The sequence below is a fragment of the Amycolatopsis sp. w19 genome (assembly GCF_051373225.1).
GTDB classification, from domain to species: domain Bacteria; phylum Actinomycetota; class Actinomycetes; order Mycobacteriales; family Pseudonocardiaceae; genus Amycolatopsis; species Amycolatopsis japonica.
The window spans coordinates 1-20613 of sequence record NZ_JBPQFM010000015.1 but is presented as its reverse complement, the minus strand read 5'-3'; the positions used below and the strand labels follow the sequence as shown (position 1 = coordinate 20613).

Here is a 20613-nt window from a genome sequence, read left to right as displayed (position 1 = left end):
CAATTCTTCCGATCTTTCGCGAAAAGGAGAGTGCACGAATGACCACGGCGATCAAGAACGACCGTCTCCAGAAGCGTTTCCAGAAGTGGGACGTCAACGGCAACGGCAGGATCGAGAAGTCCGACTTCGAGGCCGAGGCCAAGCGGATCATCAGTGCGTTCGGTGAGGACCAGACCTCGCCACAGGCGCGCGCGGTGCAGGACTCGTTCAAGACGATGTTCGAGTTCCTTGCCGACAAGGCGGGCGTCGGCCCGAACGGCTCGTTGAACGAGCGGCAGTTCACCGAGGTGATCGAAGCGCAGATCTTCCAGGAAGGCGACGCGGGATTCGCCAGGGTGGTCCGCCCGACCATTTCGGCGATCGTCGGCCTGTGCGACACCGACGGCGATGGCGAGGTCGACCAGCGGGAGTTCGCCAAGTGGCTGGACGCCATCGGGGTCGAAGCCTCGGCCGTGGCCCCGGCGTTCCGGGCCATCGACGTGAACGGCAACGGGAAGCTGACCATCGACGAACTCGTGCACGCGGTACGCGATTACCACCTCGGCAAGAGCGACGTGCCGCTGCTGGGCAAGTGACCACGCGGTGGTGAGTGGCCCGCCCGCGCCAGGGGAGCCACTCACCACCGCCCCCGGAAGCAGACCTCACGCTCCGGCTTCAAACCGATCCCTTCGCCGGTGACCGGCAGCGCGGTGTGGATGAGGATGTTGTAGTGGTTGGGGAAATGGCAGCCGTCGAAGCCGAGCACGGTGCCGACGAGTTCGCCGCCGATCCACACTTCGTCGCCTCTGTCGATCACGCCGGCACGGTCGATCTCGGCGAATCCGAGGAAGCCGACGTGGTCGATGCGGGCGCCCGGCGCCGTGTCGTCGTGGCTGGTCGTCACGAGTTCGTGGACCTCGCCGGCGCGCACGCACCGGCTGGCGAACGGTTCGAGACTCATGCCCCGGTCGTCACGCCGATGCACCAGCACCTTCACCACCGTGCCGATGATCTCCCGCTTCGGCCCGTCTTCCCGCATCGTTCTCCCTCCGGTAACAATCGTCCACTATGGACAGCGCGGTCAAGCCGTTGTCGCGCCAGGAACCGCCCTTGCGTACCGCTTCCTCGAACTCGCGCAGCAATCCCTCGTATTCGTGCCACAGCGATCCCTTGAACTCCGGGTAGCCGTCGAGCAGGTCGGCGCGCAGGATCGTGCCGTCCGCCAGCCGGACCTCGACGTCCTTGACCTCTCCAGGAAACGACCAGTCGAGTTCGACGACCGCGCCTTCGAGTATCAGCGTCGCCTGCCGGTCGATGCCGTCGGCGTCACGGCTGATCCGGGCTTCTCGCAACTTCAGCGTGCCGAGGAACAACTGGACGAGGTCGAGGGCGTTCGGTCCGTTGTCCGCCACGCATCCGCCACCGCATCGCGTCGCGTCGAGGTACCAGCGATCACCGCCGACGTGCTCTTCGATCCGTTCCAGATAGCGCACGGTCAGGGAGGCGATCGGCGGCCCGCCCGCGATCCTCTCGCGTAACGCGCGCACGTTGCCGTTGTACCGCCGGTGGAAAGCCGTGAACAGGGCGACATCCCGCCGCGCGGCTCTTTCCACGAGGGCCTCGCCGTCGCGGAGGCTCGTGGCGATCGGCTTTTCCACGCATACGGGCAAACCCGCGTCCAGCGCGTCCCGGCACACGGCGGCGTGCACGTCGTTCGGCGCCGTGACGATCACCGCGTCGAGTCCTCCGGCGGCGAGCATCTCCCGATGGTCGCGGTAGCCGGGCACGGGGATTTTCGCGAGTACCGCCGGATCGAGATCGCAGACCGCCGCGAGGGCGAAAGCCGGCGACCGTTCCACCGCGGAAAGGTAGAACCGCGAGATGACACCGAGCCCCACGACACCGACGCGGATCACCTCGCCGTCCTCTTCGCCGCCGTGCGGAGTTCCCGGTAGACCGCGTCGGCAACGGGCACGCCGTGCTCACGGTGGCGGGCCGCTCGCTCACCCTCGTGCCAGCCGGGATAGACGACCGGGACCGCGGGATCGCGGGCGGGCCACTCCCGCACCGCGGTGAAGAGCGCGGACGCGTCGGCGGCGAATCCGGTGCGCAGGACGTCCGGAGCGATCGCGAGCGCGAGTACCCCGATGTCGTCGTCGCGGTTCCCGTCGGCCGACGTCGCGCCGAGCATGGCGCCGGGCACCAGGGCGCCGAGCACCTCGACGAGCAGGCCGAGCCCGAACCCCTTGTAGGCGCCCGTTTCGGGACCGCCGCCCAGCCATTGCAGATGAGCCTCGCCCCGGTCGAACGCGGCGGGATCGGTCACCGGTGCACCGTCGCCGTCGGCGAGCCAGCCCGGCGGGATCTCCCTGCCTTCCCGCGCCGCGGCACGGATCCGGCCGGTCGGCACCACGGTGGTGCTCATGTCGAGGACGAACGGATGCGCGCCGCCGGCGGGACAGGCCAGCGCGAGCGGGTTCGTGCCGAGCATCGCGGCCGTGCCGCCGGGCGGCGGGGCGATACGCTGCCCGCCGCAGTTCGAAGCGACGAGGCCGATCATGCCGTGCGTGACGGCCCGCGCGGCGTGGTGCCCGGCGCAGCCGATATGGGTCGCCCCGCGCAGCGAGACCATGCCGATGCCGTGCCGGGAAGCCCTGGCGCACGCCAATTCCATCGCCTGCGAAGCCGACCACAACCCGAGTGTGCGCCGGGCGTCGGCGAGGACGCACGCGCCGAGATCGGTCTCGACGGTCATGTCCGCTTTCGGTTCGGCGCGCCCTTGATCGAGCAGAGGCAGGTACAGCCTGGTCAGGTTCACGAGGCCGTGCGAGGTCACCCCGGTCAGGTCGCCGTGGCACAACGCGGTCGCGGCGATCGACGCCCGGTCCTCGGGCATCCCGCGGTCCACGAAGACACCGGCTACCAAGGAAAGAAGAACGGGATAGGGCACCAGCACGGTCATGCTCCTCCGTCGCGGGCGAACCGCACGGCGATCTCGCGGACGAGATCACCGAACCGGTCGAGTTCTCCGACATCGGCGTATTCCCCGCGCGAGTGTGCGTTGTTCGCTCCCAAGGAACCGGGACCGAGAACCGCCGTCTTCGTGCCGGGGACGTCGGCGAGCCACAAGGCGTCGCACGTGAAGGCGGGCTCGTCGTCCGGCCAGCGGGCAACGAACGCGTCCAGCAGCGGGATGTCCTGCGCCGGTAGCGCGGGCAGGTCGCGTTTCAGCCAGCGCAGGCCGGTGATCCTCGCCGCGTCCGTCGCGGTGCGGGCGAAGACCGGGGACCGCCGGAACCGGTCCTCGAACGCGGCGACGCCGCTCCTGAGTCCGTCCTCCAGTGCCGAGGTCATCTTCGCCGCCGCTTCTCCCGAGTCATAGGGAATGTTGAGCAGAAGTTCGCCGCGGCCGTACACCCGGTTGTGCATCCGGCCCGTGTGCAGGCCCGCGACGCAGACCTGACCGTGCTTCGGCAGGTCGTCCGCGAGGTGCTGGGCGAGGAACCCGAGCAGGACCGTCGCGTTGTGTCCTCGATGCGGCTCGTCGTCGATGGCGTCTTCGCCGTCCACGTGTACGCACGCGGTCATCGACGCCGAGCACCGGGGGAGGTACCGCAGTCCGGTCGGCTCGCAGAAGATGTTGAGTTCGCCGTGGAATCCCGCTTCGACGAGCGGCCGTGTCCCGAAGACGCCCATCGCCCCGCCCTCCTCGCCGGAGACCGCCTGGATGAGGACACCGATGTCCCGGCCGACCGCCTGCTCCGTCGCCAAGGCGGCCCGAACTCCGGCCAGCAGGGCCACCGCCGGCCCCTTGGCGTCGATCGCGCCGCGGCCGACGAATCTGGTCCCGTCGAAACCCGCCGGTTCGAACGGGGCCACCGTGTCGAGGTGCACGTTGAACATGACGGCGGGAGCGGCGGGGCCGATCCGCAGCACGAGACTCGGCTGGCAGGTGAGGAATCCGGGCCCGGTGTCGCGGAGAAGGAGGGGAACACCCGGACGATCCAGCACCGACGGATCCGGGGCGGCGAACCGCAGGACGTCGAAACCGATGTCGACGGCCGCGTCGGCGTACGCGCGCATCGCGTCCCACAGGCGGACTTCACCCGTCGTTTCGAGCGGCCCGGCCGTCGGGAGGTCGAGCAGCTTCATCAGCAGGCTTCGATCCCCGGGCCTCATCGGAGGAGCTCGGCCATCGCCCGGCCCGCGGCGACGAACGCGGCCGCCGCGCCGTCGGCCAGTACCCCTTGTTCGTGTGGTACGAGCGCGAGATGCGGCTCCAGCGACCATGCTCCCCGGTACCCGTTGGCCCGCAACAGTTTCACGCAGTCGGCGACCCGCGCGGAGCCCTGGCCGGGGAGCGTGAAACCGCGTTCGTCGGCGTCCTTGACGTGCACGTGCTCGACGTGATCGACGATGTCGGCGAGCAGGCCGAACCCGTCGTAGCCGTGGGCGACGCCGTTGCCGGTGTCGAACAGCAGCTTCAGCGACGGGCTCGCGACTTCGTCCAGCAGATCGAGCATGCGCTCGGCCCGCGTGCCCGCCCAGCCCGAACAGTTCTCGTGAAGCAGCGTCACACCCTGCCTCTCGGCCCGCTCGGCGAGAACGGTGATCCGCTCGATGGCCAGCGCGCGCCACGAGGGATCACTCAGTCCGTCGTGGGGATAGGACATGATCCTCACGTAGCCGGTGCCGATCGCCCGCGCCCGCCGGGCGAGCACGTCGAGTTCTTCGAGGTCGTGCCGGAAATCGGTACCGGCGGGACGGGACCAGCCACCGATCCGGGACGCCAGGCAGACCACGCGCACACCGCTGTCCGACAAGGCGGTCGCGACGGCGCCGAACCGTGCGTCGGTGAGGTCGGCGACGGCCTCCCGGTCGACCGTGCGCAGCTCGATCGCCTTCCAGCCCAGCGTGTCGAGCACCGAGAGCTGGGCACCGATGTCGTACGCCGCCTCGTCCGTGATGCCGGCGAGCACCGGTTCATCCGGCATGGGACGCCACCGCGTCGGGTTCCGGGCTGGTGACCGGTTCCGCGCAGATGTTCTTGGCCACCGACAGCAGCCGCACCACCTCGGTGGCGAAGGTGAAGCCCTGCGTCTGCTCCCCGTCCAGCTGGAACTTCCGGTAGGCCTCGAACATCCATTCCGTCATGGCGTCGTCCCGCAGGACGACATGCTCGGACCGGCCGTTCGAACGCAGGGTCAGCTGCGAGTGATGATCGTCGCCGCTCACCGCGAAATGCCCGACCGCACTGCCCTGCTCGAATACGACGGTGACCCGCCGCTCGCGGACCGGCGAGGTGAGATCCGAGCGGATCTCCGTGTGGACACCCGAGTTGTGCCGGAGGCCGACGGCGGCCCCGCCCATCCGCGGGCCGACGTTGCCCTCGACCTCGAGATCGGTTCCGGACGCGTGGGTGACCCGGGCGGCACCCGCGAGCCGCAGCGCGAGCGCGACACCGTGCGGCAGTTCGACGTCGAAGGCGGTCGGGTGCCCGGGCCGCACGAGCGACCGGCGGAATCTCGGCTTGTTCTGCACGACGTCGATCGACTTCGCGGCGCCGAACCGGCCACCGCGGAGGAGCTCGACCAGCCGCTTCGTGAGACTGCTGGCGAGCCAGGGCTCGACCACTTCGATATGCAGTTTGTACTTGCGGCGCAAGCGGACGATCCGGGCGAGGTCGTCGATGTCGGTCGTGAGGGGCTTCTCCACGATCATCTTGCGAAAGCCCAGTGCGGCGAGATCGGAGAGCACCGCCAGGCGCTGGGTCGGCGGCGTGCAGATGTGCACGATCGTGTCGGCGGGGCAGAGCCCGTCGGCCGCCTCGTGGAGGGTCGGCGTGACCACGAGACCCGGCCGGGAGACAACGTTCTCCCGCGGTTCGCAGGCCACGACGGGATGGTCGTCGAAGAGCTTCGGGGTCCGTTCACGGAGTTTGGCCAAGACGGGGAGATGCAGACCCGCGCCTGCCCGGCCGAGTCCCACGACGAATGATCGCACTGGCGAGCCCGCTCCTCGAGTTTCGCAATCAGAAATCCATTTCGAAACTGACATCGCCAAGATCAACTGTCAACAGTTCGGCCACGGGTTGACCAGGAAGTGCGAACGTGGGCGGACGCGCGGATTGCCTGTCCTACGCTCGGAAACGGTTCCTACACCACCGGAGGTGGGTACGCTGTCGGTGTCTTTCTTCAATCAATCGGCCACATTCGAGCGAACGTGGGCCGGCACCAGGCGACATATTCTCGAAGTCGTCGAAAATGGCAAGTATTCACACGGTGCCAAGGTGGCCGAACTCGAGTCCGCGCTGGCCGCGTACACCGGCGCGAGATTCGTCGTCGGGGTGAACAGCGGAACGGACGCGCTCGTCCTCCTGCTGAGGGCGGCGGGTCTGAAGCCCGGCGAGGAGGTGGTCGTCCCCGCTTTCTCCTTCGGGGCGTCGGCGACCTCGGTCGTGCTCGCGGGTGGCACGCCGGTCTTCGCCGACATCGAGGCGGACGGATACGGCATCGACCCCGCCGCGGTGGCGGACGCCGCCGGGGAGCACACCCGGTTCGTCATGCCGACGCATTTGTTCTCCCGGCTCGCGGACATCGACGGTGTGCTTCGCGTCGCGCGACGCCTCGACCTCACGGTGGTCGAGGACAGCGCGGAGGCCATCGGCATGCGTCACCGCGGCACGCACGCCGGCCTGTTCGGCGCGGGCGGGGTGCTGTCGTTCTTCCCGACGAAGACACTGGGCGCGCTCGGTGACGCAGGCGCCGTGCTCACCGACGACGCCCGGATCGCCGCGACCGCCGACGCGCTCCGCCACCACGGCCGCTTCGGGGCCACGATCGCCGACTTCCCCGCGATCTCGACGGCGACCGGCCTGCCCGGTGTGAACAGCAAGATGGACGACATCCAGGCCGCCGTCCTCCTCTCGAAGCTCACCACGCTCGACAGCGACATCGCCCGGCGCGCGGAACTGGCGTCCCGGTACAGCGAAGCGCTCGCGGGAGTGGCGGGCGTGCGCAAGCTGCCGGAACACCGGCCGGACAGCGTGTTCTACGTCTACGTGGTCGAGGTCGACGCGAGGGACGACCTGGCGGCGTATCTGTCGGCGGTGGGTGTGGAGACCGAGATCTACTACCCGACCCCGCTTCATCTGCAACCCTGCTTCGACGGCCTCGGCTATCGGAAGGGTGAATTCCCGAACGCCGAGCGCGCCTGCCGTCACACGCTCGCGCTACCGCTGTATCCGGACATGCCCGCCGGGGACTGCTACCGGGTCTGCGACGCGATCCGCGACTTCTACCACGGGCGGCGAGGATGACCCTCCCGTTCTTCCCGACGGATCTGTTCGACGACGACCGTGCCGAACTGCTGGACATCGTCCATCGCGTCGGTCTCGCCCCCGACCAGAAATTCATCCTCGGCGAGCGCACGGCCCGCTTCGAAGCGGCCATCCGTGACTCGGTCGGCGCCGCGGACGCGGTCGCTTGCGGCAGCGGAACCTCGGCGCTGACGCTGGTCCTGCGCGCGATGGGCGTCGGCGCCGGGGACGAGGTGATCGTGCCCGCCTTCGGCTGCGCTCCGCTAGCGGCCGCACCCGCCCTGCTCGGTGCGACGCCGGTGTTCGCCGACATCGACCCGTGGACGATGGTCGTCGATCCCGCCGCGGTCGCCCGGCTGGTCACCCCGCGCACCAAGGTGATCATGCCGGCGCACATGTTCTCGGTCATGGCGGACATGCCGGCGTTGCGCCGCATCGCCACCGGGGCGGGCGTGCGGTTGCTGGAGGATTCCGCGGTCGCCCAGGGCGGGACGCTCGCGGGCACCCCCGCCGGGATGTGGGGCGACGCCGGTGTCTACTCGTTCGTACAGGTCAAGACGTTCGGCATGCCGGGCGAAGGGGGAATGGTCGTCACCCGCGACGCCGGGCTCGGCGCGGCGGTGCGGATGCTGCGCAACCACGGCCAGGACGGCAAGTCCAGGTTCGTGTATCACCGGATCGGCTACAACAGCCGGTTCGACGAGATCATGGCGGAATTCCAGCTGTACCGGCTCCCGACGTTGCCCCGGCGGCTGAGGCGCCGGGCACGGATCGGCGAGTACTACACCGGACGCTTCGCCGAACTGGCGGGCTGCGGTGTGCTCGCGCCGCCTCCCGCCCGTGATGGACGGTGCTACTACGTCTATTCGCTCCTCTGCGAGCGCAGGGACGAACTCCGTGAGTACCTCGCGGCGCGAGGCATCGGCTCGCACGTCTACTACCCGGCGCCGTTGCCGAGGCAACCCGCGTTCGCTCCCTGCACCCGGCCGGGCGATGCCTGGCCCGCGGCGGAACTGGCCGCGCGGCGGACGCTGGCCATCCCGATCTACCCGCATTTGACGGACGCGCAGGTGGAACGCATCGCGGACGCGGTGTGCCGATTCGCGAAGGAGTCGTGATGCAGCAGGTTACCCGCACCCCCGCGCCGAGCGAGGTCGCCGACGAATGGCGCAAACGCGCGGAGCGGGCCGGGCTGACCCGGGTCATGCGCGCCTCCCAGCCCGCCGAACTCGCGGCGGGGACGACCGCCCGCACCATCCGGCTCGTCACGGGGTTCCTGGACTCGCTCGGCGAGGTGGGATCCGCGCTGGAGATCGGCTGCGGGATGGGCAGGCTCACGCCGTCGATCGCGGCGCACGCGCGTGCGGTGACGGCGATCGACATGACCCCGCGCATGCTCTCCCTGGCCAGGGAGAACTGCGCACATCTGTCCACAGTGGACTTCGTGCGCACGACCGTCCAGCGGCTTCCCTGGCAGGACAAGCGGTTCGACGTCGCCGTTTGCGTGTGGGTGCTGATGCACGTCCTGGACGACGACGAGATCGCCGACGCGTGCCGGGCGATCGCCGCGGCGGCACGGCATCTCGTCCTGGTCGAGTACGAGGACGCGGAAATCCCGGTCGGCCGGTTCTCGAGATTGCGGACCGTGGAGGAGTACTTGGCCCTCCTTCCCGGCGCCCGCCTGCTCGACCGACGTGAGCTGGACTACGGCGGCGACCGGTCGTTCGTCGCGTTGATCGCCTTGGACGACCCGCGATGACCACCCTCGCCGTCACTCGCGGCAAAGCGTATTTCAGGCTCGCGAAGCTCGACATCGTCGACTACTACCTCGGCGTGGTCGTGGTGTGGACGTTGCTGGCGCCGATGTCGAGGTTCGATCCGGGGGTCTTGGCGACCGTCGGGGTGTTCCTGCTCGGCGAGGTGTTCGTGATCGCCGCGATGGTCGCGCTGGACGATCTCACGGGTTACCGGGACGGCAGCGACATCACGAACTACTCACCGGACGACGCGCGCCGCAAGCGATACCGGAAGCCGCTGGTCGCGGGAACGCTGAACGAGGACCAGGTGCTGCGGTTCGCGTGGGCGACCGGTGTCGTCGGTGCGGCACTGTGGCTCACGGCCATCGCGATCGCGCCGCACAGTCCTCTGTGGACGGTCGTGCTGATCGTGGTCACCTACTTCTTCTCGTTGCAGTACTCCTGGGGAGTGAAGCTCAGCTATCACGGCTTCCAGGAGTTCTTCATCGCGGCGCTAGGCTGGGCGCTGGTCCTCGCGCCGTACGGCCTCGCGACCGGCGAGTTCACCGGGTTCGCGCTCGCCCAGGCGCTGCTCTTCGGCCTGGGGCCGTTGCTGTTCGGCGTCTACTCCAACACCAACGACGTCGACGGCGATCGCCGGGTCGGCAGGCCGACGGTGGCCGCCTTGACTTCGGCTCGGGGCAACATGTTCTTCGTGATCGGCGTGTCGGCGGCCGAACTCGCGCTGATCCTCGCCGTCCCCGCCCTCGGCGGCCCGTGGTGGTTCCCGCTCGCGCTCGTACCCACGATCGTGTCGCGCGGATGGCAGCTGTGGCTCGGTTTCGCGCTGGGGGACATCCTGCGGGCGCGGATGCTCGGCATCCGGATCCACCGGCTCACCGTGCTGACGCTCGTCCTGGTGAACCTGGTGGTGATCACGTGACCGATGTCGACGTGGCGGTGGTGGGCGCGGGCGTCGCCGGGCTCACCACCGCGTACCAGCTGGGCAAGGCGGGGCGTGAGGCGCGGGTTTTCGAGGCGGCAGATGTGGTCGGCGGCCGGATGACGACCCTGCGCGAGGACGGCTACCTGATCGACACCTGCGCCGAGCAGATGGCCGAACGGGGTTACGACGAGACCTGGCGGCTGCTGGCGGAACTGGGCGTCGGGCCGGCCGCGGCGCCCCCGATCGGACGAGGCATCGCGATGTGGCGCGGCAGGGCCCGGCCCGGCGTCGCGCAGACGCGGGGGTTGGTCACCGGAGCCGGGTTGTCCGTCCGGGCGCGGTGGGACGCGGCGCGGCTGATCAGGGGCACGTTCGACACCGAACGTCCGGAGAGTTCGAGGCTGGGCGGGGCGACCGTCGCGGAGTTCGCCGCACCGCATCACCCGGACCTGATGCGGTACCTGCTGCAGCCCATCGTCTCCGGTTTCTTCGGCTGGGATCCGGCCCGGTCCGCGGCGGCGCCCTTGCTCGCGCTGCTCACGGCGGTGGGGCCACCGCCGACCTGGCGGGCGTATCGCGACGGCATGGACACCTTCGCCCGTGCCCTCGCCGCGAAAACGGACGTCACCACGGGGGTCCGCGTCGACGAGGTCGTGGACGACGGTTCCTCGGCACGCCTTTTCAGCGGTACGCGGGAGATCAGCGCCCGAGCGGTCGTGCTGGCCGTCCCCGCCCCGGTGGCGGCGCGGCTCCACCCCGGGCACGGTTCGGCCTTTCTCCGCGAGTGTTCGTTCACGCCGGTGGTCAAGGCGCACCTGCTTCTCGATCGCCCGCTCGGTGGTCCCGACTACGCCTTGGTGGTGCCGACCGCCGAGAACGGCACGGTGTCCACGGTCATCTTCGACCATTTGAAACATCCCGGCCGCGCGCCGGAGGGCCGCGGGCTGGTCACGCTCATGGCCCATCCGGCCGTGGTGCCGGACCTGCTGGACGCCTCCGACGAGGACGTGGCGAGCCGGCTGACCGGCGCCGCCGAACCGCTCGTCCCCGGCCTGCGATCGGCGACCCGCCGCGCGATCGTCCGGCGGGTGCGCCACGCGGCGCCCGAAGCGACACCGCGGGCGCTGGCCTTGCGTGCCGGGTTCGAGGCGGGGCTCGGTCGTGGTGTCGTCGACTACGCGGGGGACTGGGTGTTCCTGAGCCCGTGCAGCGAGTCGGCCGTCCGCTCCGGTCTGCGGGCGGCGCGACGGCTGGCCGCTCGCCCGGCGAAGGAAAGGACCCGATGAAGCCCCACGACATGGGCACGTTGTTCGACGAGTGCGCGAGCGCCCGGACGTGGGTGTATCTCGACCGGCCGTTCGACATCGCCCCGGAGCGCGGGACGGCGTACCCGGTCGCCGGGCTCGCCGGGCTGGTGCGGGACGCCGCGGGATGGTTGTCCGAATCCGGGGTGAAGCCGGGGGACCGGGTGGCCATCGTCAAACGCGGCCACTGGGATTACGACCTGCTCGCCTGCGCCGCGGTACGGATCGGGGCCGTTCCGGCGAAGCTGTCCGGCCTGCTGCCGGACGACACCGTGCACCTCCTGCTGCGCCGTCTCGGCCCGGCGGTGCTGGTCACCGACCGGCCTTCCCTGCGGGCGGACCGGATCCTGCGCGTCGAAGACTTCGCCGCCGCGCCGCCGCCCGCGGTGCACCGGAGGCACCCCGACGATCCGCTGCTCATCTGCCACACCTCGGGCACGACCGGGACGCCGAAGCTGGTGGTCCACACGACCCGGACGATCATCGACCGGCTGGCGCGCCCGGAGGCGATCCGCTGGCCCGTCCTCGGTCTCCGGCGCGACGACGTGCTGGCCAACGCCAGCGCGTACGCGCACGGCCGGACCTTCTGCTGGACGGCGTCGGCGTTGTGCCTCGCGCCACGGGAGATCGTGATCCTGAGCGATCCCTCCTCGGCTCCGTCGATGTTCGGGCGTCATCGGCCGACCGTCATCGAAGCCCTCCCGTCGGCGTACGCGCGCTGGCGGTCGCTCGCGAACTCGCCGGAGAACCCGTTCCTCCGGGTGCGGAGGTTCGTCAGCACCTACGACGCCGTGCATCCCCCGGTGATCCGGACGATGCTCCACGCCAGCGGCCGGAGGTGTCCACTGTGGATGCAGGGCTGGGGTCAATCGGAGACGGGGCCGCTGTCGTTCCGGTTCTTCACCAGACGTACCGCGCACACCACCCGTGATCTCGGCAGGCCGTTGCCGGGTCTCGCCCGGCTGCGGGCCGTCGACCCGGAGACCGCCGAACCGGTGCCGCGGGGCACCGCCGGGCTGTTGCTGGCCCGCACGCGCGCGCGATGCGTGGCGTACGTGGGGGAACAGGATCGGTGGGAGGCCAAGGTGTACGGGAAGTGGTGGAACACCGGTGATCTCGGCGTGGTGGACCGCGGCGGCGCGGTGACGCTGCTCGATCGCGAGGTCGACAGCGTGCCGGGGATGAGCTGCCTCGCGGTGGAGGACGCGATCGAGGACCGCCTTCCGTCCATCGCCGAATGTGTGGTGCTCTCCGCGGCCGGGCGCGCGCCGATCCCGGTCGTCGTGACCGACGACGGGCTGGACGCGGCGGAATGGCGGAAGGCGGTGCTCGACCTGCCGCCGCTGGGAGAGCCCGTGGTGCTCTCGTGGGACGAAGTGCCGAGAACCGGGACGGGGAAGGTACGGCGCCTGGAACTGCTGGCACGGCTGACCGGCACGGCCGCGACGCACGGTTCGGGAAGGTGGACGTGAGCACGGCCTACGCGTTCGACAACGACAGCGGGCACGCCGTCGAGCAGCATCGCTGTCTCTCCGCGGCGTACGACCCGGTCACCTTCACGCGGCTGGCGGGGACCGGTGTCGGGGCGGGCTGGTCCTGTCTCGAGGTCGGCGCGGGCGGCAGCGGTGTGGCCCAGTGGCTCGCCGCCAGGGTCGCGCCGACCGGCACGGTGCTGGCGACCGACATCAAACCCCACCACATCGCGCCCGCGCCGGGACTGACCGTGCTTCGGCACGACGTCGTCCACGATCCCTTGCCCCAGGCGGAGTTCGACCTCGTCCACACCCGGTTGGTGTTGCAGCATCTGCCGGAACGGGAGGCCGTGCTCCGTAAACTCGTCCGCGCGCTGAAACCGGGTGGGTGGATGCAGATCGACGAGTTCGACATCTCCTACGGCCCGGTCCTGCTGGCGCCCGACGCGATGGCCGCGAACCTTTACGAGACTTTCCTGTCTGCCAAGGAAAAAGCGTTCTCCATGGCGGGCGGGGACGGCACGTGGGGCCGTCGCGCGGCCGCGTCCATGGTCGCCGCGGGTCTGGTCGACGTCGATCCGGTGCCGTCGGTCTTCCCGTGGCGGGCCGGATCGCCCGGTCTGGAGTTGCTGATCCACCACACACATCACCTGCGGGACAGGTTGGTCGCCGCGGGGATGACCGACGGCGAGCTCGCCGAAGTGCGTGCGGTCATGCGGGATCCGGGGTTCCGGGCGTCGTCGTGTGTCGTGTACTCGGTGCGGGGCAGGCGGCCCGCATGATCACCGCGCTGGACACCGTGACGGTGGCCGGGCCGGTCGATCTGCCGCTGGCCGGCGAGCTCGACGTCCAAGCCGCCTGCGGCATCATGCATGTGCACGGCCGGAGCCTCGGCGAACCGACCCGGCTCGGCCTCGACTATGCGTCCATCCTCGCGGCCGAGCTCTCCGCGCTGGGCGCCGTCTCGCTGAAGCTCGCGCGTGGCCGGGGCATCGCGCTGCGCGGTGTGTCGACTTCCTTGGCACAGGCGGCGTTGCTGGCGATCTCGCAGTATCTCGCGGCGGCGACGACCGAGGACGAGCATCAGGAGCCGTTCGTCCCCGGCGGGCCGCCCTTCCACTCGGCCGACGGTGTCCCGTTCGAGATCGAAACCCTCGAACCGGCGGTCTGGCAACGGTTCTGGACGACGCTCGAAGTCGATACGCGGGCGATTTCGAGTGGCTGGCATCCGTTCCTGCACCGCTTCGCGACCGCGACCTGCCCGCTGCCGCCGCAGCTGGGGGAGACCCTTGCCACACGGCCGATCGGAGAGCTCGAACAGGTCGCCCTGCTGACGGGCATGACGCTGGTGCGGACGGCGGAGGGGCCGCTCGACCGGGCTCCCGCGTTCGTCGTCAGCGGGGAGGGCCGCGGATACCGTCCGGTGCGGGCGGTGGAGCCGCTTCCGTTGTCCGGCTTGGTCGTACTCGAATCCTGCCGCCGGGTCCAGGGCCCGCTCGCGGGTCACCTGTTGCGCCTCCTCGGCGCGACGGTGCTGAGGATCGAGCCGCCGGGCGGCGATCCGCTGCGGTGGGTTCCGCCGATCGCCGGCCACACCTCGGCCAGGTTCCGCGCGCTCAACGACGGCAAGGAGGTCGTCGAAATCGACCTGAACACCCCGGACGGGAGGCGGCATCTGCTCGAACTCGCCACCGGGGCCGACGTGTTCCTGCACAACTGGGCGCCGGGCAAGGCGGAGCGGTGGTCGTTGAGCGCACTCGATCTCGCGCGGGCCCGGCCGGGGATCCTGTACGCGCACGCGTCGGGCTGGGGGACGGAACTGGGGCCGGAACCACCGGTGGGCACGGATTTCGTCGTCCAGGCCTACGCGGGGGTCCCGCCGTCGCTGATGACGATCGTCGACGTGTTCGGCGGAATCGTGTGCGCGCACGGGATCGTGACGGGCCTGGCCCACGGTGCCACCCGGGCCGCGTCGTCACTCCTGTCCGCGGCGTACCGGCTCAACGCGGGCGCCGGCCGTCGATGCGATCGGCCGCTGTCGGTGCCGGTGTGCGACGACCTCGCCGCACTCGCCACGGATCCGCGCTTCTCCCGCGCCCTCATCCAGGCCGATTGCGCGCTGGTCGCGTCGCCGTGGGAATTCACGTCATGATCTGGGTGTCGGAGACCGGGGTGGTCCTGCGTGACCTCGTGCCTGACGGAGTGCGCCGCGAATGGGTCCGATGTGGACACTGCCCGGACCGTGATCTGTATTCGCTGTTCCGCGACCGGTTGCGCGAACATCCACTTCGGACGGCCGTGATCGATGACGAGGGCGTACTCGACTACACGACGTTGGATGTCGCGGTGCGGGCGATGGCCGTCCGGTTGGCGTCAGCCGGATGCGGCTCGGCGGACATAGTCGGAGTGCGGGAACCCGACGGGCGGGACGCGGTGGTCGCCGAACTGGCGATCCTCGCGCTCGGCGCCGTGGTCTTGCCCTTGCCACGTGGGGCGGACGGCTTGCTCGAACGCGCGGGCGTCCGGTTCGTCATCGAGGGAGGAAAGGTGTCGGGTTCGTCGAAGCCGAGCCGCATCGCCGACGTCCACCCGGATGCTCCGGCCCGGATCCTGGTGTCGTCCGGCTCGGAATCGGAACCGAAAATGGTCGCGTATTCGCACAACGCCTTCGCCGGCGGCCGGGCCAACTATGTCCGTGCCGTCCACGGCGAGACCGCGGTGCCGCGAGACCTGGTCCTCGTCTCACTGACCTCGGGGTTCGGCTCGTTCGGTGTCGCGGTGACCCTTTGCCGCCTCGGCGGCACGCTGATCTCGACCCGCCGGTTCGACGCCGGTGCGGCCCTTCGGCTGATCACCGAGCACCGGCCGACCCACGTTTTCGGTGTGCCCGCGATGTGGCGGCGCATGGTCGAGCACCCCGCCGCCGCGGACACCGCCGGGCTCGTGGCCATCGTGTCGAGCGGCGACACCCTGCCACCTTCGACGCGCGCCGCCTGTCGCCGGCGGTTCGGCGTGGAGATGATCGACATCTACGGCTCTTCGGACGGGGTCAACTGCCACACGACGATGCCGGAAAACGGTGTCGGGGTCCCGGATCCCGCGGTATGCGAAATACACCTCGTCGACGGCGAGATCTGCGCGCGAGGCCCCATGACACCGCTGTGCTACGTGGGCGCGCCCGAACTGGACGCGGCGTATCGGCTCGACGGGGGCTGGGTGCGGACGGGGGACAACGGCCGGTTCGACGACCAGGGCAGGCTCCACGTCACCGGCAGGCGGAAACGGGTGGTGATCCGCGGCGGGTGCACCATCAGCCCGGCCGAGGTGGAGCTCGCGCTGGGGGAGCATCCGGCGATCAGGGAGGTCGCCTGTGTTCCGGTGCCGGACAGTGTTCTGGGGGAACGGCTTTGTGCTTGCGTGTCTGTCCGGAATGGACATTCGTTGGGGTTGCCTGAGGTGAAGGCGTTCCTTGCCGCCAGGGGGCTCGCCGGCGTGAAGATGCCGGAGTTGTTGATCGCGCTTCGTGAGTTGCCGCTGGGGCGTACGGGGAAGGTTTGTCATCGCACGTTGACGGAGATCGCGGTGAGGCGAAGGTGAGTGGGGAGGATCGGGGACGCTCAACGTCCTGAATCCTCCCCACTCGACCAGTCAGCCCCAGGCTTGACCGGCACGATCATGATCAACGGAGGAATGGGGACGTTGAGTGTCCCCGATCTTCCGTTGATCAAGCTCTGAGAGCCGATTGACCGCTCGACGGTGGAGGATTGGGGACGCTCAACGTCCCAAATCCTCCCCACTCGGCCCCAACCAGGGCTGAAGGCTCCCTTCGCCGCATAAGACTCGGTGAAGGGAGCCTTCAGCCCACCATCGGACCCGACGACGAAAGATCAGCGCTGCCCGTGAATGGTCCGGTGGATCCACCCGGCGTAGGCGGGCACGCTGGTGTAGAGACCGGGGCCGTTGGCGCACGGCACGTCGTCGTCACCGGGGCCGGAGGTGACGCCGATCAGCTCCCATCGGCCGCCCCAGCCGCGCTGGACCTGCGGTCCGCCGGAGTCGCCCATGCACGCCATCGCGCCGCGCTTGCGGCTCACCGTGCACAGCCGGGTCGAGTCCGCGTAACCGGGCGAGCATTCGGATACGGCGCCGATGCGGGTGTCGAGTTGCTGGAGCCGTTCGGGGAACACGACCTTGTCCAAGTCCGCGGTGTCGACCGTGGTGCCGAAGCCCATCAAGCGGGTCGGCGTGCCGGGGCGGCCGGGACGGTCGGCGATGCGGATGGGCCGTTCGGAGACCGGACGGTCCAGTCGCACCAGTGCGATGTCGTTCTTGTTCGGCGCGCCCGGCTGGTAGCCCGGGTGGCGGACCCAGCGGTCGATCGTGCGGACGGTGCCGCCGGACGTCCGCCGTTCGCTGCCGATGCGCACGGTGCCCTCCGGCCTGGCCGGGTTGTTCTCCGGGTCGACGCAGTGTGCCGCGGTCACCACCCACTGTGGATGCACCAGCACGGCACCGCAGACACCTTTGGCGTTGTTCATTTCGGGCACGACCTCCGGGATCGAGGCCATGAATTCGTAGAGCTCGGTGGAGTTCTTGCCGTTCACCACGGCGCCGGCGCTGCCGGGCACCGCGATCGCGCAGAACACTCCCGCCAGCGTGACAGCGGCGGCACGGACCAGGTTGCGGCGTAGGGTCGCCACCTTCGACATGCTTTTCCTTTGTTCGAGGACTTCGGATCGATCAAGTCCAGCCTTGTCGTCCGTCGCGCCGATGACCATCGGGTCAGCCCCCCGAACCGCGGTGGCGGTTGCCCGACGCCGGCCGGTAGCGCTGGTACCACCTTTGGACCGGTGCCGGTGCTAGCTTCTTGCCGTGAGCCTTGATGGCGTCGAGCAGCGACCGTCCGATTCTCCCTACGTGGAGCGGATTTACCGTGCCGGTCAGGCCGCCGTGACGCCGTCGCGGATGCGGTCCATCGCGAACTCGAACTGGGAGCTCGTGGTGTGGCGCGACCGGGGCGAGACGCATGTGGCGGTGCGCGGCCCCGAGACGAGTCCCACGGTGCTGGACCTGGGCCCGGGCGAGGGCGAAACACTCGGGATCATCTTCCGCCACGGTGCGTACCTGGCGCCGATGCCGGTTTCGGGACTGGTCGACACCGCCGTGACGAGCCCGCACACCACGGCCCGTTCGTTCGTCCTGCAGGGCGAGGAGTGGGAAACCCCGGGCTACGACAACGCCGACCTCTTCGTCGATCGCCTGGTCCGTGCCGGATTGCTGATCCGCGATCCGCTGGTCACCGACGTGCTCCGCGGTGAAGTGCCCACTTTGGTCACCCCGCGGTCGGTGCAGCGGCGGGTGGCCGCGGCGACCGGGCTGACCCAGGGCGCGATCCGGCAGATCGAGCGGGCGAGGCAGGCCGTGATGCTGCTGGGGCAGGGGATGGCCGCGATCGAGGTCGTGCAGCGGGTCGGGTATCACGACCAGCCGCATCTGGCCCGCTCGCTGACACGGTTCACCGGACGCACGGCCACCCAGCTCAGGCGCGCGAGCGCAGACGAGGTGCTGTCGCTTCTGTACAAGACCGAGGTCGCGGTGCACCCGTAGGTTTCGTGGTGACACACCGACCTACTGGAGGACAAGTCATGGCCATCACGCAGATCTACGTCAACCTGCCGGTCGCCGACATCGAGGCGAGCACGAAGATGTACACGGCGATGGGCGGCACGGTGAACCCCGATTTCAGCGGTGACACCTCGGTCCAGGTGGTGCTCGCCGACACGATCCTGGTGCAGCTGATGACGCGCGAAACGTTCGCGTCGTTCACCAAGCGACCCATGACGGACGGTCCGATCGAGGTGATCAACGCGTTGGCCGCCGGGTCGCGCGAAGAGGTCGACGGCCTGGTCGAGGCGGCACTGGCCGCGGGCGCCACCGAGCCGCGCGCGGCCCAGGACATGGGGTGGCTGTACAACCGGGCCATCGACGACCTGGACGGCCACAGCTGGGAACTGCTGGCCTACGACCCGGCCGCCATGGGCGACGGGCAGAATTGACGACCATGACCGACGCCAGGTCGCCCGGCGCGGACGCGGCCACGTTCCTCGAGGTGGTCCGCTCCGGCGATCCCGCGCGGTTCGCGCTCGTCACGGAGCGCCACCGGCGTGAGCTGCAGGTGCACTGCTACCGGATGCTCGCGAACTACGAGGACGCCCAGGACCTGACGCAGGAGACGTTCCTGCGGGCGTGGCACAAGCGGGAGTCGTTCAAGGGCAACGCGGCGCTGCGGACCTGGCTCTACCGGATCGCGACGAACGCCTGCCTCGATTTCCTGGAGAAGCGCAAGGACCGCACCTTGGAGGATTCCGAGGTGCTGTACCTGCAGCCGTATCCCGACCGGATGCTCCCCGAGGATCCGCAGGAATCGGTGGTGGCGCGGGAAACGATCGAGCTGGCGTTCATCGTCGCCGTCCAGCACCTGCCGCCTCGGCAACGGGCGGTGTTCGTCCTGCGCGACGTCCTCGGCTGGCCGGCGTCGAAGACGGCCGACGCCCTCGAGCTGACCGTCGCGTCGGTGACGAGCGCCTTGCAACGGGCGCGCGTGACGATGCGCGGGCGGCTGCCCGACCGCCGTCTCGACTGGCGGGGCGCGGAGCTGTCGAAGGACGAACGGGGCGTGGTGCAGGCGTACATCGAGGCTCATGAGCGCAACGACCTCGACGGGCTGGCGGCCTTGCTGCGCGAAGACCTGCGCTTCGCGATGCTGCCCGAGGCGGGTACCACGACCACGACGGCCAAGGACGCGGTGGACGGCTGGGTCTCCGGCGGGCTCTTCCAGCGCGGCCACGACGACTGGCGCGGTATCGCCACGACGGTCAACCGCATGCCGGCCGCCGCGCTGTACCTGCGCACCCCCGAAGACCCGGAGCACCGGCTGTTCGCCATCGCGGTCCTGCGCGTCGCCGACGGGAAGATCGCCGAGCTCACCGGCTTCGACGCCACCGGCAAGCCGTGGCTGGGCCTGCCCCCGACCCTGTGAGCACGTCAGCGCCTCGTCTCGTAGCGGGTCAGCACCACACCGCCGGGAAACGTCCGGGTCTCCGCCAGGGTCAGGTTCACCCAGCCGTCCAGCGCGGTGAAGAACGGCGTGCCGCCGCCGACCAGGACCGGCACGGTGACCAGCACGTACTCGTCGATCAGCCCGGCCCGCATGGCCGCCCCGGCGAGTGTCGCGCCGCCGATGTCCATCGGGCCGCCGTCCTCGGCCTTGAGCCGGGTGATCTCGGCGACCGCGTCGCCGGTGACCAGGCGGGTGTTCCAGTCGACCGCGGCTGTGGTCGAGGAGAACACCACCTTGGGCATGTCCCGCCAGCGGCGGGCGTACTCGATCGCCGCCTGCGTGGCGCCGGGCTGCCGGTCGGCGGTCGGCCAGTGGGAACTCATCGCGTTCCACAGCTTGCGCCCGTACAGCGCCAGGCCCGTCGCGGCGACCCGGTCGGACCACCACTGGAACAGCTCGTCGCCCGGCGACGAATCCGGTCCGTCACCCCCGCTCCAGCCGAGGTCGTCGCCGGGCGCGGCGATGTAGCCGTCCAGGGTCACGTTCATGCCAAAGGTCAGTTTCCGCACGTCAGCCTCCGGTGAGTCGATCTCACCCGTACAGACGGTCGCGGTGCGGGAAACTGATCGGTCCGGTCGCGCTGAGCCGCGTTGTACCCGCTGAGTACATGAAGGCCCCCTTCATGTACCTAGGTGTACTGCCCCGGGAGGTTGTGAACGGGGAGACACGTAGTCAGATGATCTTGGAATGAGGGAGGGCCTCCGGGTTCGGTGTGGATTGCGACATCTGCACCGGATA

At 69.8% G+C, this 20613-nt stretch carries 21 protein-coding genes; 13 read left to right on the top strand and 8 right to left on the bottom strand.

The genetic code is table 11. The features are described 5' to 3' along the window. Window positions 1-38 precede the first annotated feature (38 nt). Complete coding sequence (locus tag ACSMFO_RS26325; protein WP_436460869.1) at window positions 39-575, top strand: EF-hand domain-containing protein; 537 nt, start codon at window positions 39-41, stop codon at window positions 573-575. A gap of 41 nt (window positions 576-616) precedes the next feature. Here the strand turns inward: ACSMFO_RS26325 and ACSMFO_RS26320 are convergent, their stop codons facing one another. The 6 genes from ACSMFO_RS26320 to ACSMFO_RS26295 are packed head-to-tail and all read right to left on the bottom strand — an operon-like array spanning window position 617 to window position 5982. Beyond that, window positions 617-1018 (bottom strand): DUF6917 domain-containing protein, encoded by a 402-nt coding sequence (locus tag ACSMFO_RS26320; protein ID WP_073848647.1) that lies wholly within the window; start codon window positions 1016-1018, stop codon window positions 617-619. Continuing rightward, window positions 951-1895, bottom strand: a complete 945-nt coding sequence (locus ACSMFO_RS26315) for a Gfo/Idh/MocA family protein (protein ID WP_436460868.1) — start codon at window positions 1893-1895, stop codon at window positions 951-953. The genes ACSMFO_RS26320 and ACSMFO_RS26315 overlap by 68 nt, the downstream gene beginning before the upstream one ends. Further along, window positions 1892-2941: an Ldh family oxidoreductase gene (locus ACSMFO_RS26310; protein WP_436460867.1), complete on the bottom strand. Its 1050-nt coding sequence runs from the start codon at window positions 2939-2941 to the stop codon at window positions 1892-1894. The genes ACSMFO_RS26315 and ACSMFO_RS26310 overlap by 4 nt, the downstream gene beginning before the upstream one ends. Further along, the gene (locus tag ACSMFO_RS26305) at window positions 2938-4131 is read right to left on the bottom strand and encodes a M20/M25/M40 family metallo-hydrolase (protein ID WP_436460866.1); all 1194 of its coding nucleotides are present in this window, start codon (window positions 4129-4131) and stop codon (window positions 2938-2940) included. The genes ACSMFO_RS26310 and ACSMFO_RS26305 overlap by 4 nt, the downstream gene beginning before the upstream one ends. A 23-nt stretch (window positions 4132-4154) precedes the next feature. Then, window positions 4155-4973: a sugar phosphate isomerase/epimerase family protein gene (locus ACSMFO_RS26300; RefSeq protein WP_436460865.1), complete on the bottom strand. Its 819-nt coding sequence runs from the start codon at window positions 4971-4973 to the stop codon at window positions 4155-4157. Further along, entirely contained in the window at window positions 4963-5982 is a 1020-nt protein-coding gene (locus ACSMFO_RS26295; protein ID WP_436460864.1) for an oxidoreductase, read from the bottom strand. The genes ACSMFO_RS26300 and ACSMFO_RS26295 overlap by 11 nt, the downstream gene beginning before the upstream one ends. A gap of 166 nt (window positions 5983-6148) precedes the next feature. Here ACSMFO_RS26295 and ACSMFO_RS26290 point away from each other — a divergent pair, with 166 nt between their 5' ends. From ACSMFO_RS26290 to ACSMFO_RS26250, 9 genes are read left to right on the top strand one after another with little or no spacing between them, the layout of a single operon-like run. Then, complete coding sequence (locus ACSMFO_RS26290; protein WP_436460863.1) at window positions 6149-7297, top strand: DegT/DnrJ/EryC1/StrS family aminotransferase; 1149 nt, start codon at window positions 6149-6151, stop codon at window positions 7295-7297. Beyond that, the gene (locus ACSMFO_RS26285; RefSeq protein WP_436460862.1) at window positions 7294-8415 is read left to right on the top strand and encodes a DegT/DnrJ/EryC1/StrS family aminotransferase; all 1122 of its coding nucleotides are present in this window, start codon (window positions 7294-7296) and stop codon (window positions 8413-8415) included. The genes ACSMFO_RS26290 and ACSMFO_RS26285 overlap by 4 nt, the downstream gene beginning before the upstream one ends. Continuing rightward, window positions 8415-9056: a class I SAM-dependent methyltransferase gene (locus tag ACSMFO_RS26280; RefSeq protein WP_038510746.1), complete on the top strand. Its 642-nt coding sequence runs from the start codon at window positions 8415-8417 to the stop codon at window positions 9054-9056. The genes ACSMFO_RS26285 and ACSMFO_RS26280 overlap by 1 nt, the downstream gene beginning before the upstream one ends. Beyond that, on the top strand, window positions 9053-9976 hold the full coding sequence (locus tag ACSMFO_RS26275; RefSeq protein ID WP_038510748.1) for a UbiA family prenyltransferase: 924 nt from the start codon (window positions 9053-9055) through the stop codon (window positions 9974-9976). The genes ACSMFO_RS26280 and ACSMFO_RS26275 overlap by 4 nt, the downstream gene beginning before the upstream one ends. Continuing rightward, window positions 9973-11265: a protoporphyrinogen/coproporphyrinogen oxidase gene (locus ACSMFO_RS26270; protein ID WP_436460861.1), complete on the top strand. Its 1293-nt coding sequence runs from the start codon at window positions 9973-9975 to the stop codon at window positions 11263-11265. The genes ACSMFO_RS26275 and ACSMFO_RS26270 overlap by 4 nt, the downstream gene beginning before the upstream one ends. Further along, a complete protein-coding gene (locus tag ACSMFO_RS26265; protein ID WP_436460860.1) occupies window positions 11262-12755 on the top strand; it encodes a class I adenylate-forming enzyme family protein in 1494 nt (497 codons plus the stop codon). Before ACSMFO_RS26270 ends, ACSMFO_RS26265 begins: the two co-directional genes overlap by 4 nt. Further along, entirely contained in the window at window positions 12746-13537 is a 792-nt protein-coding gene (locus ACSMFO_RS26260) for a class I SAM-dependent methyltransferase (protein ID WP_436460859.1), read from the top strand. Before ACSMFO_RS26265 ends, ACSMFO_RS26260 begins: the two co-directional genes overlap by 10 nt. Beyond that, entirely contained in the window at window positions 13534-14907 is a 1374-nt protein-coding gene (locus tag ACSMFO_RS26255) for a CoA transferase (protein WP_436460858.1), read from the top strand. Before ACSMFO_RS26260 ends, ACSMFO_RS26255 begins: the two co-directional genes overlap by 4 nt. Continuing rightward, window positions 14904-16352 carry a class I adenylate-forming enzyme family protein gene (locus ACSMFO_RS26250; RefSeq protein ID WP_436460857.1) on the top strand — a complete coding sequence of 483 codons (1449 nt, stop codon included), beginning with the start codon at window positions 14904-14906 and terminating at the stop codon, window positions 16350-16352. The genes ACSMFO_RS26255 and ACSMFO_RS26250 overlap by 4 nt, the downstream gene beginning before the upstream one ends. Window positions 16353-16642: 290 nt before the next feature. Here the strand turns inward: ACSMFO_RS26250 and ACSMFO_RS26245 are convergent, their stop codons facing one another. Then, the gene (locus tag ACSMFO_RS26245; RefSeq protein ID WP_436460856.1) at window positions 16643-17464 is read right to left on the bottom strand and encodes a S1 family peptidase; all 822 of its coding nucleotides are present in this window, start codon (window positions 17462-17464) and stop codon (window positions 16643-16645) included. A 163-nt stretch (window positions 17465-17627) separates the two neighbouring features. Here ACSMFO_RS26245 and ACSMFO_RS26240 point away from each other — a divergent pair, with 163 nt between their 5' ends. From ACSMFO_RS26240 to ACSMFO_RS26230, 3 genes are read left to right on the top strand one after another with little or no spacing between them, the layout of a single operon-like run. Next, the gene (locus tag ACSMFO_RS26240; RefSeq protein ID WP_436460855.1) at window positions 17628-18362 is read left to right on the top strand and encodes a helix-turn-helix domain-containing protein; all 735 of its coding nucleotides are present in this window, start codon (window positions 17628-17630) and stop codon (window positions 18360-18362) included. A 38-nt stretch (window positions 18363-18400) separates the two neighbouring features. After that, window positions 18401-18811: a VOC family protein gene (locus ACSMFO_RS26235; RefSeq protein WP_038510762.1), complete on the top strand. Its 411-nt coding sequence runs from the start codon at window positions 18401-18403 to the stop codon at window positions 18809-18811. 5 nt (window positions 18812-18816) lie between these two features. Continuing rightward, window positions 18817-19794, top strand: coding sequence for an RNA polymerase subunit sigma-70 (locus ACSMFO_RS26230; RefSeq protein ID WP_436460854.1), 978 nt, complete (start codon window positions 18817-18819; stop codon window positions 19792-19794). A 5-nt stretch (window positions 19795-19799) separates the two neighbouring features. Here the strand turns inward: ACSMFO_RS26230 and ACSMFO_RS26225 are convergent, their stop codons facing one another. Continuing rightward, on the bottom strand, window positions 19800-20384 hold the full coding sequence (locus ACSMFO_RS26225; protein ID WP_436460853.1) for a dihydrofolate reductase family protein: 585 nt from the start codon (window positions 20382-20384) through the stop codon (window positions 19800-19802). Window positions 20385-20613 lie beyond the last annotated feature (229 nt).

Bases quoted from the DNA above. Each gene is read 5' to 3' on its own strand.
- ACSMFO_RS26265 (WP_436460860.1), top strand. From the start codon at position 11,262: ATGAAGCCCCACGACATGGGCACGTTGTTCGACGAGTGCGCGAGCGCC.
- ACSMFO_RS26285 (WP_436460862.1), top strand. From the start codon at position 7,294: ATGACCCTCCCGTTCTTCCCGACGGATCTGTTCGACGACGACCGTGCC.
- ACSMFO_RS26310 (WP_436460867.1), bottom strand. From the start codon at position 2,941: ATGACCGTGCTGGTGCCCTATCCCGTTCTTCTTTCCTTGGTAGCCGGT.
- ACSMFO_RS26245 (WP_436460856.1), bottom strand. From the start codon at position 17,464: ATGTCGAAGGTGGCGACCCTACGCCGCAACCTGGTCCGTGCCGCCGCT.
- ACSMFO_RS26325 (WP_436460869.1), top strand. From the start codon at position 39: ATGACCACGGCGATCAAGAACGACCGTCTCCAGAAGCGTTTCCAGAAG.
- ACSMFO_RS26255 (WP_436460858.1), top strand. From the start codon at position 13,534: ATGATCACCGCGCTGGACACCGTGACGGTGGCCGGGCCGGTCGATCTG.
- ACSMFO_RS26305 (WP_436460866.1), bottom strand. From the start codon at position 4,131: ATGAAGCTGCTCGACCTCCCGACGGCCGGGCCGCTCGAAACGACGGGT.
- ACSMFO_RS26280 (WP_038510746.1), top strand. From the start codon at position 8,415: ATGCAGCAGGTTACCCGCACCCCCGCGCCGAGCGAGGTCGCCGACGAA.
- ACSMFO_RS26275 (WP_038510748.1), top strand. From the start codon at position 9,053: ATGACCACCCTCGCCGTCACTCGCGGCAAAGCGTATTTCAGGCTCGCG.
- ACSMFO_RS26250 (WP_436460857.1), top strand. From the start codon at position 14,904: ATGATCTGGGTGTCGGAGACCGGGGTGGTCCTGCGTGACCTCGTGCCT.
- ACSMFO_RS26320 (WP_073848647.1), bottom strand. From the start codon at position 1,018: ATGCGGGAAGACGGGCCGAAGCGGGAGATCATCGGCACGGTGGTGAAG.
- ACSMFO_RS26300 (WP_436460865.1), bottom strand. From the start codon at position 4,973: ATGCCGGATGAACCGGTGCTCGCCGGCATCACGGACGAGGCGGCGTAC.
- ACSMFO_RS26235 (WP_038510762.1), top strand. From the start codon at position 18,401: ATGGCCATCACGCAGATCTACGTCAACCTGCCGGTCGCCGACATCGAG.
- ACSMFO_RS26230 (WP_436460854.1), top strand. From the start codon at position 18,817: ATGACCGACGCCAGGTCGCCCGGCGCGGACGCGGCCACGTTCCTCGAG.